The 7,785-nt window shown below is 58.8% G+C and carries 10 protein-coding genes; 6 read left to right on the top strand and 4 right to left on the bottom strand.

The window, feature by feature from the left end; genetic code table 11:
- Positions 1-339: 339 nt before the first annotated feature.
- From Q7L05_RS01965 to Q7L05_RS01950, 4 genes are read right to left on the bottom strand one after another with little or no spacing between them, the layout of a single operon-like run.
- On the bottom strand, positions 340-1,137 hold the full coding sequence (locus Q7L05_RS01965; RefSeq protein WP_303901177.1) for a peptidylprolyl isomerase: 798 nt from the start codon (positions 1,135-1,137) through the stop codon (positions 340-342).
- A gap of 12 nt (positions 1,138-1,149) precedes the next feature.
- Entirely contained in the window at positions 1,150-1,422 is a 273-nt protein-coding gene (locus Q7L05_RS01960; protein ID WP_303901175.1) for a BolA family protein, read from the bottom strand.
- Positions 1,419-1,718: a YciI family protein gene (locus Q7L05_RS01955; RefSeq protein WP_303901173.1), complete on the bottom strand. Its 300-nt coding sequence runs from the start codon at positions 1,716-1,718 to the stop codon at positions 1,419-1,421. The genes Q7L05_RS01960 and Q7L05_RS01955 overlap by 4 nt, the downstream gene beginning before the upstream one ends.
- Positions 1,718-2,263, bottom strand: a complete 546-nt coding sequence (locus tag Q7L05_RS01950; RefSeq protein WP_303901171.1) for a septation protein A — start codon at positions 2,261-2,263, stop codon at positions 1,718-1,720. Before Q7L05_RS01950 ends, Q7L05_RS01955 begins: the two co-directional genes overlap by 1 nt.
- 274 nt (positions 2,264-2,537) lie before the next feature.
- On the opposite strand from Q7L05_RS01950, the gene Q7L05_RS01945 reads away from it, so the two are divergent.
- The 6 genes from Q7L05_RS01945 (at position 2,538) to scpB (ending at position 7,736) form a co-directional block, all read left to right on the top strand.
- Entirely contained in the window at positions 2,538-3,413 is an 876-nt protein-coding gene (locus tag Q7L05_RS01945; RefSeq protein WP_303901170.1) for a PHP domain-containing protein, read from the top strand.
- Between the two features lie 63 nt (positions 3,414-3,476).
- Entirely contained in the window at positions 3,477-4,100 is a 624-nt protein-coding gene (locus tag Q7L05_RS01940; RefSeq protein ID WP_303901168.1) for an L-threonylcarbamoyladenylate synthase, read from the top strand.
- Between the two features lie 206 nt (positions 4,101-4,306).
- Positions 4,307-4,990: a site-2 protease family protein gene (locus Q7L05_RS01935; RefSeq protein WP_303901166.1), complete on the top strand. Its 684-nt coding sequence runs from the start codon at positions 4,307-4,309 to the stop codon at positions 4,988-4,990.
- An 18-nt stretch (positions 4,991-5,008) separates the two neighbouring features.
- Positions 5,009-6,226, top strand: a complete 1,218-nt coding sequence (locus tag Q7L05_RS01930; RefSeq protein ID WP_303901164.1) for a tryptophan--tRNA ligase — start codon at positions 5,009-5,011, stop codon at positions 6,224-6,226.
- Between the two features lie 6 nt (positions 6,227-6,232).
- Positions 6,233-7,081 (top strand): segregation and condensation protein A, encoded by an 849-nt coding sequence (locus Q7L05_RS01925; RefSeq protein ID WP_317623078.1) that lies wholly within the window; start codon positions 6,233-6,235, stop codon positions 7,079-7,081.
- A gap of 13 nt (positions 7,082-7,094) precedes the next feature.
- Entirely contained in the window at positions 7,095-7,736 is a 642-nt protein-coding gene (gene scpB, locus Q7L05_RS01920; RefSeq protein WP_303901162.1) for an SMC-Scp complex subunit ScpB, read from the top strand.
- The last annotated feature ends 49 nt before the right edge of the window (positions 7,737-7,785 follow it).

Genomic DNA, 7,785 nt, shown 5'->3' with positions numbered 1-7,785 from the left:
TCGCTCTAACGACTGCGTCCATGCAGTCGTATTTGCCTCAGATGGCCGGAAAATCCGACTCAATCCGTCTTGTCCTCGTGATGGTCGCTATTCTCGGACAGGCTCCTAGATTTCAGCCACAGAGAACACAGAGGGCGCAGAGATGACGGCTGTAATCTCGGTGAGCTCTGTCTCCTCTGTGGTTAAAAACCGCCAGTTACTCGTAACTGCTCGCCCGGTTGGTCATGCGCGGCATAGGAGATTCGTCATCCCCGCGCAGGCGGGGATCCATTTTGAGCCATGCCGCTGCTCTCTGGATTCCCGCCTCCGCGGGAATGACGGGGGAGTGAGCAGTTACAGTTACTCCTTGATTTCGATGTCGGCGTTCTCCCTGAGGCTCTCCAGATACTCTGCGACGTATTTCTGCTGCAGGGCCTGTTCAATCTGCGGCTTCACCTCCTCGAAACTCGGCGGCTGCTGGGAACGGGTGTCTTCCAGCTCAATGACGTGCCAGCCGAAGCGGCTCTGTACCGGCTCCGCGGTGTATTCCCCCTCTTCCATATTCTGAAGGGCCTCTGAGAAGGACGGCACCATCTGTTGCGGATTGATCCAGCCCAGATCGCCGCCTTGCTGACTCGAGGGATCGATCGAAAACTCCTCGGCCAAGACAGAGAACTCGGCGCCTTCCTCCAGTTTGGCGATCACCTCTTCAGCCGTATCCTGCTCCTCGACCAGGATGTGGCGCGCCTTGTATTCGGTGGCATCGATCCGGGAGATCTGCTCGTCGTAAAAGGTCTTCATCTCCTTTTCGGTTACCGGGTTCTCCTCGAGGGCCGTCTGCACAGCGGCATTCAACAGGACATTGCGGCTGGCTTCTTCCAGCGCCGCCTGGACCTCGGGGTCTTCGTCGAGGTCCTTGGCAAGGGCGTCCTGGTATACCAGTTCGCGGGAGATCAGTTCGTTGATCACCTGCATTTGATCCTTCGCCTGCTCGGCACCCATCCCCTGCTGCTGTTGATACTGCTCGATGTCCTCGCGATAAATGGGTTCGCCGTTTACTGTGGCGACTTCTTCGGCCGCCTGGATGCAGGCCAGGGGCAGGGATGCCAGGAGTAGAGTGGCACCGGTGCGGCGCAGGAAAGAGAAAGATTTGTTCATAAAACGTGCTCCTTATTGGTTTTTGCTCTCTTCCGGGGTTTCAGCTTTGATGGAGAGTGCATGGATCTCGGAGTGCATCAGATCATCAAGGGCAGCATAGACGAGACGATGCCGCTCGATCAGGCTTTTGCCCGCAAAAACGGGTGAAACCACGCGCACGGTAAAGTGGCCTGCGCCCCCGGCACTGGCGTGGCCGGCATGCTTGTGGCTGTCGTCGATGATCTCCAGCTGTTCTGGTTCGAGAGTGTTGTTGAGTACGGAGCGAATGGCTTCGACGCGATTCATGGCACCACCTTCCGGAAGGGTTTGACGATCACCCGGTCGTATACGCCGGCTTCAATGTAGGGATCCGCGGCCGCCCAGCGGCGCGCCGTTTCGAGCGATTCGAATTCTGCGACCACCAGGCTGCCGGAAAAGCCGGCGGGACCGGGGTCGTCGGCATCAATGGTCGGGTGGGGGCCCGCCAGGAGGAGCCGCCCTTCGTCCTGCAGGACTCTCAGTCGCTCGAGATGCGCCGGACGCGCCTGAAGGCGCTGTTCGAGACTGTTTTCCACATCTTCGGAGATTATCGCGTAAAGCATCAGTTTTTCTCTTCCGTTTGTGGCTTCATGTGACGCACCAGAAAGAAAGCCTGTCCGATCACGAACACAAAGGTCAGCCCCATCAGCCCGAAGAGTTTGAAATTAACCCAGATCTCGGTGTCGAAGTTGTATACGACATAGAGATTGAGAAATCCCGAGCCGATAAAGAACAGGGCCCAGGCGGTATTGAGTCGTTGCCATATGATGTCGGGCAGTTCCAGGGCCGAGCCCATCATGCGCTTGACCAGCAGCTGGCGGCCGATGAAGTGACTGGCAAGAAAGGCGAACCCGAACAGCCAGTTGACCACGGTCGGCTTCCATTGGATAAAGGTCTCGTTCTGCAACCAGAGTGTCGCGCCTCCGAGGACCGCTATGAGGCCCAGGGTGACCAGGTGCATATTCTCGAAGCGGCGGTGGCGCAACCAAAAGACCGCCACCTGAATAAAAGAGGCCCCGATCGCCACTGCCGTTGCGGTATAGATGCCATATATTTTGTAGGCGATGAAAAACAGCAGGATGGGAAAAAAATCAAAAAGAAGTTTCATGAATTGAATCAGGTTGGATGATCTGTGCCCGACAGCGTCTATTAACAACTAGTGTACTGTTGCATGCTTGCCGATACTTTCAGAGCTCCCAAGAACGTTCAGGACAAGTTGCAGCGCGCAGGCAATGGTTACTCTCCTGTCAAGCGCTGCAACGCCGTCATGGCGCTTTTGGGGCTCCCTTCGGGCGAGCCAAGCATGTAACAGTACACTAGCACATTGCAGCACGCCATGCGGCGTGAAGCCAAGGCGCGGGATAGGGTAGAATAGAAAGATTATGTTTTACGACCTACACAGTCATTCACTCGCTTCGGACGGGACACTTGCCCCCGGGGAGCTGGTCCGCCGGGCCCGCGCCGCCGGTGTGGATGTTCTGGCGCTTACCGATCACGACGAGATGGCCGGCGTCACCGAGGCCGCTGAAGCCGCGACGGCGCTCGGATTGACGCTCGTTCCCGGTGTGGAGGTCTCGGTCACCTGGAATCGGATGACGATCCATATCGTGGGACTGCACGTTGACCCGAACAATACCGCGCTACAGGCGGGACTCGGGCGCCTGCGGAAATTTAGGGACTGGCGGGCCCGTGAAATCGGACGGCGTCTCGCCAAAGTCGGCATTGAGGGTGCCTACGAGGCGGCTGCGGAGCGGGCCAAGGGCCGAGTTGTCAGTCGTACACACTTTGCTCAGTTCCTGGCCGGGGAGGGACATGCCAAGAGCGTGCGCGATGTCTTCAAACACTTTCTGAAACGTAACAGGCCGGGCCACGTCCCGGGAGAATGGGCCACGTTCGAAGAGGCGGTGGGCTGGATCCGTGCCGCTGGGGGGCAGGCAGTGATTGCCCACCCTGCCCGCTACGATATGACCATGACACGTCTGCGGAAGCTGGTCGGGGAGTTCATGGAGGCGGGTGGCGTCGGTATCGAGGTGGTCTCGGCCAGCCACAGCCGCGATGACTGCTTTAAAATTGCCCAGCTCGCGCGCCATAACGGGCTGCTCGCTTCGGCGGGCTCGGATTATCATGGTCCGGAACATCCGTGGGTGGAGCTGGGACGCCTGGCACCGCTGCCTGACGGCTGCAATCCTATCTGGGGTAGCTGGGACACTGAGTTGAAGCGCGCCGCGTGTGACATTGACCGCAGAGGTCACGGATAAAAACCCGGGTGGAAAACCCTCCTCTGTGGTTTTCCTCTGTGAACAAAAACAACGACGGATTTCATGAGCCAATTCTTCCAGATCCATCCTGACAATCCCCAGCCACGCTTGATCAAGCAGGCAGTGGACATGATTCGTAGCGGGGCCGTGACGGTCTATCCGACTGACTCCGGCTATGCGCTCGGTTGTCATTTGGATGATAAAAAGGCCTTTGATCGGATTCGCAACATTCGCCAGTTGAGCGAAAAGCACCACTTCACACTGGTCTGTCGCGATCTGTCGGAACTGGGTACTTATGCCAAAGTGGGCAATACGGCGTATCGGCTACTCAAGGCGGTGACGCCCGGCCCGTATACCTTTGTTCTACCCGCTACGCGCGAGGTGCCGCGTCGGCTGCAGCAGCCCAAGCGTAAGACCATCGGTCTGCGGGTTCCCGCTAATCCGATCGCGCAGGCCTTGCTTGAGGAATTGGGCGAGCCCATGGTCAGTACCACCCTGATCCTGCCGGGCCGGGAGATACCGGAATCGGATCCCGAGGATATCCGTGATCGATTGGAGCACGCCGTCGACCTCATCATCGACGGCGGCTTTGGTGGCCTGGAACCGACTACGGTGATCGCCTTTGAGGATGATACGCCGGAGGTTCTGCGCCGCGGGCTTGGCGATCCCGCCCCTTTCGAAGCTTGAGGTAATTCACCGCAAAGACGCAAAGCGCGCAAAGGGGGTGATTGGTTGGAAAGTACTTCCCTCCGAAGTTCCTCGAAGGGTTCCTCAAACCCCGAGCACATGAGTAGGATAAAAGATCCTTCTTTGCGCCCTTTGCGTCTTTGCGGTTAAACCCATTACGTTCAGCCGACTTCGGCTCACAGTGAACCAGCAGGTATAATCCCCGAATGGATGAACTCAATGTCATGCAGCGCATCGCGGTCTGGGCGCTGCCGGTGATCTTTGCCATTACCGTGCATGAAACGGCCCACGGCTGGGTTGCCCTTCGTTTTGGCGATCCGACTGCGCGCATGCTGGGACGGTTGACGCTGAATCCAATTAAGCATATCGACCCGGTGGGGACGATTCTCGTGCCGGGTATCCTGCTGATGTTGGGAGGGATCATTTTTGGTTGGGCCAAGCCGGTGCCCATTACCTATGAGAATTTGCGGAACCCGAAACGCGATATGGCGTTGGTGGCCCTGGGAGGACCGCTGTCAAACTTGATCATGGCAGCATTTTGGGTGTTGATGGCCCAGCTGGGAGCCTGGTTTGGGGGGGATGTAGGGCTTTTCCTCATCTACATGGCAGTAGCAGGTATCTTCATCAATATCATCCTGATGGTGCTTAATCTTCTTCCACTGCCGCCGCTGGACGGCGGGCGGGTGGCGGTCGGGTTACTGCCCGGACCGGCATCCTGGCAGCTCAGCCGTATTGAGCCCTATGGGTTTCCCATCTTGGTATTGCTACTGGTTACTGGCATATTGGGACAGATTCTGTGGCCGATGGTGACATGGTTTCTGTCGCTGCTGGGGGGGATGACCGGGCTATCGCCCGAGGCCTTCCTGGCGGTCCTGTATTCACTGGTCTGATCACGAATTGGAGTCGTTTTGAATTCCCTGTCGTCGCAAAATCAGCGCGTGTTGTCAGGTATGCGGCCCACCGGCCGTCTGCACCTCGGCCACTATCACGGCGTCCTGAAAAACTGGTTGAAGCTCCAGCATGAATACGAGTGTTTCTTCTTTATTGCCGATTGGCACGCCCTGACCACCGAGTACGACAATACCGGTCCGATCGTCGAGAACGCGATGGATATGGTGATCGACTGGCTGGCGGCGGGAATCAATCCCGGTTCGGCGCGGCTTTTTATTCAGTCCCAGGTGCCGGAGCACGCCGAGCTGCACGTGCTGCTGTCGATGATGACGCCGCTGGGGTGGCTGGAGCGTGTACCTACCTATAAGGACCAGCAGGAAAAGCTCAAGGAAAAGGACCTCTCTACCTATGGTTTTCTCGGCTATCCGCTGCTACAGAGCGCCGATATCCTGATCTACCGCGCGACCCAGGTTCCGGTCGGTGAAGACCAGGTCGCCCACGTGGAGTTGACTCGTGAGGTGGCGCGCCGCTTTAACCACCTGTATGGCCGCGAACCGGACTTTGCCGACCGGGCCGAGCAGGCGGCGAGAAAGATGGGCAAGAAGAATGCCCGTCTGTACCACGACCTGCGTAAACGCTATCAGGAGCAGGGCGATCACGAGGCGCTGGCCACGGCCCAGGCGCTGCTAGAGAATCAGCAGAACATCACCCTGGGTGATCGGGAACGCCTGTTCGGCTATCTCGAGGGCGCCGGCAAGATTATCCTGCCCGAGCCCCAGGCGCTGCTCACCCCGGCGTCGAAGATGCCCGGCCTGGACGGACAGAAAATGTCCAAGTCTTATGGCAACACTATCGGCCTCCGGGAAGACCCCAAGGAAGTCGAAAAGAAGCTGCGCACCATGCCTACCGATCCGGCCAGGGTGCGCCGTACCGACCCGGGCGATCCGGAGAAGTGTCCAGTATGGGAACTGCACAAGGTTTACTCGGGCGAAGAGACCCGTCAGTGGGTACAGGAGGGCTGCACCACCGCCGGCATCGGCTGCCTGGATTGTAAACAGCCGGTGATCGATGCCGTCTCTTCGGAGTTGGCGCCCATCCGTGAGCGCGCCAAGGAATTCATCGATAACCCCTCGCTGGTGCGCAAGATCCTGGCGGAGGGGCGCGAACAGGCTCGTGACGAGGCCAAACTCACCCTGGAGGAGGTTCGCCGCTCCATGGGGCTGGACTACCGGTAATCGACCATGAATGACGTTTGCGTCGAACCCAACGCCCGGGAAGAGAGGGAAGCCTCCCGGCAGCCGCGACAGGAGGAGATGCCCTTTGCCATCGTCCTGGGCTCACCTCTGATGGAGATGCCCAAGGACCTCTATATTCCCCCGCAGGCGCTGGAGGTCTTTCTGGAGGCGTTCGAAGGACCGCTGGATCTGCTGCTTTATCTCATCAAGCGGCAGAATCTGGATGTCCTGGATGTCCCCATCGCGCAGATCACGACCCAGTACATGAAGTACGTGGAGTTGATGAAAGAACTCCAGCTGGAGCTGGCCGCGGAATACCTGGTTATGGCAGCCATGCTGGCGGAGATCAAATCGCGCATGCTGCTGCCGCGCCCGGTGGCTTCGGAAGAAGAAGATGATGACCCACGTGCGGAACTGGTTAGGCGTCTCCAGGAGTATGAGCGCTTCAAACAGGCGGCTGGAGATATCGATGACCTCCCCCGTGTGGGAAGGGAGGTCTTCCCGGCGTGCATCGAGGGACCCGATCGTGCGGTGGAGAAGCCCAGGCCCGATCTCGACCTTCGGGAACTGCTGACTGCGCTTTCGGAAGTGGTCCGTCGTGCCGAGATGTTTGCCCATCATCATGTCCAGCGTGAAACGCTGTCGGTGCGCGAACGCATGTCGCAGGTACTGGAGGCCCTCAGCACCGAGTACTTTACGGAATTCACCACGCTGTTCCCGCTCGAAGAGGGGCGTCGGGGCGTGGTGGTAACCTTTATGGCCGTGCTTGAGCTTATCAAGCAATCGCTCATTGAACTGATCCAGACCGAAACCTTCGGGCGGATCCATGTCAAGGCCGTCGGCACCAGCGAGTAATCCGAATCGATCTATGGAAATCGAAGAGCTGAAGAAGATTGTCGAGTCGGCCCTGTTTGCGGCGGGTGAACCACTCAGTCTGGATCGGTTGCAGGGCCTGTTCGAGGAGGAGGAGCGGCCGGACAAGGGGGCGCTTCGGGAGACTATCGAAGCCCTGCAGGCCGACTGCGAAAGGCGCGGCGTGGAGCTCAGGGAGGTGGCCAGCGGATACCGTTTTCAGGGACGGGCCGAGACGGCTCGCTGGGTATCCCGTCTGTGGGAGGAAAAACCGGCCCGATACTCCCGAGCCCTTCTGGAGACCTTGGCGCTGGTGGCCTATCGTCAGCCAATCACCCGGGCCGAAATCGAGGATATCCGTGGTGTCTCGGTCAGCACCAACATCATGCGAACCTTGCAGGAGCGTGAGTGGGTGCGGGTGGTTGGGCATCGGGATGTACCCGGTAAGCCCGCCATGTATGCTACCACACGGCAGTTCCTGGATTACTTCGATCTGAAGACGCTCGATGACCTGCCGCCGCTTTCCGAACTCAGGGACATCGACAAGCTCAACGCCGAGCTGGATCTGCGTCTCCCGGGCGAGAATGCCGCCGAAGATGAACCGGAGAAAGGCGTGCCACTGCCGCCGGTGGATCTGGAACCGGTTGAGTACGTATGACCACAGAGACAGCGCCCGATGTGGCACCGTATGGCGCATCCATCGGTTT

Source organism: Thiohalomonas denitrificans, assembly GCF_016841685.1.
Taxonomy (GTDB): Bacteria; Pseudomonadota; Gammaproteobacteria; order Thiohalomonadales; family Thiohalomonadaceae; genus Thiohalomonas; species Thiohalomonas denitrificans_A.
This window is presented reverse-complemented; position numbering and strand designations above follow the sequence as displayed.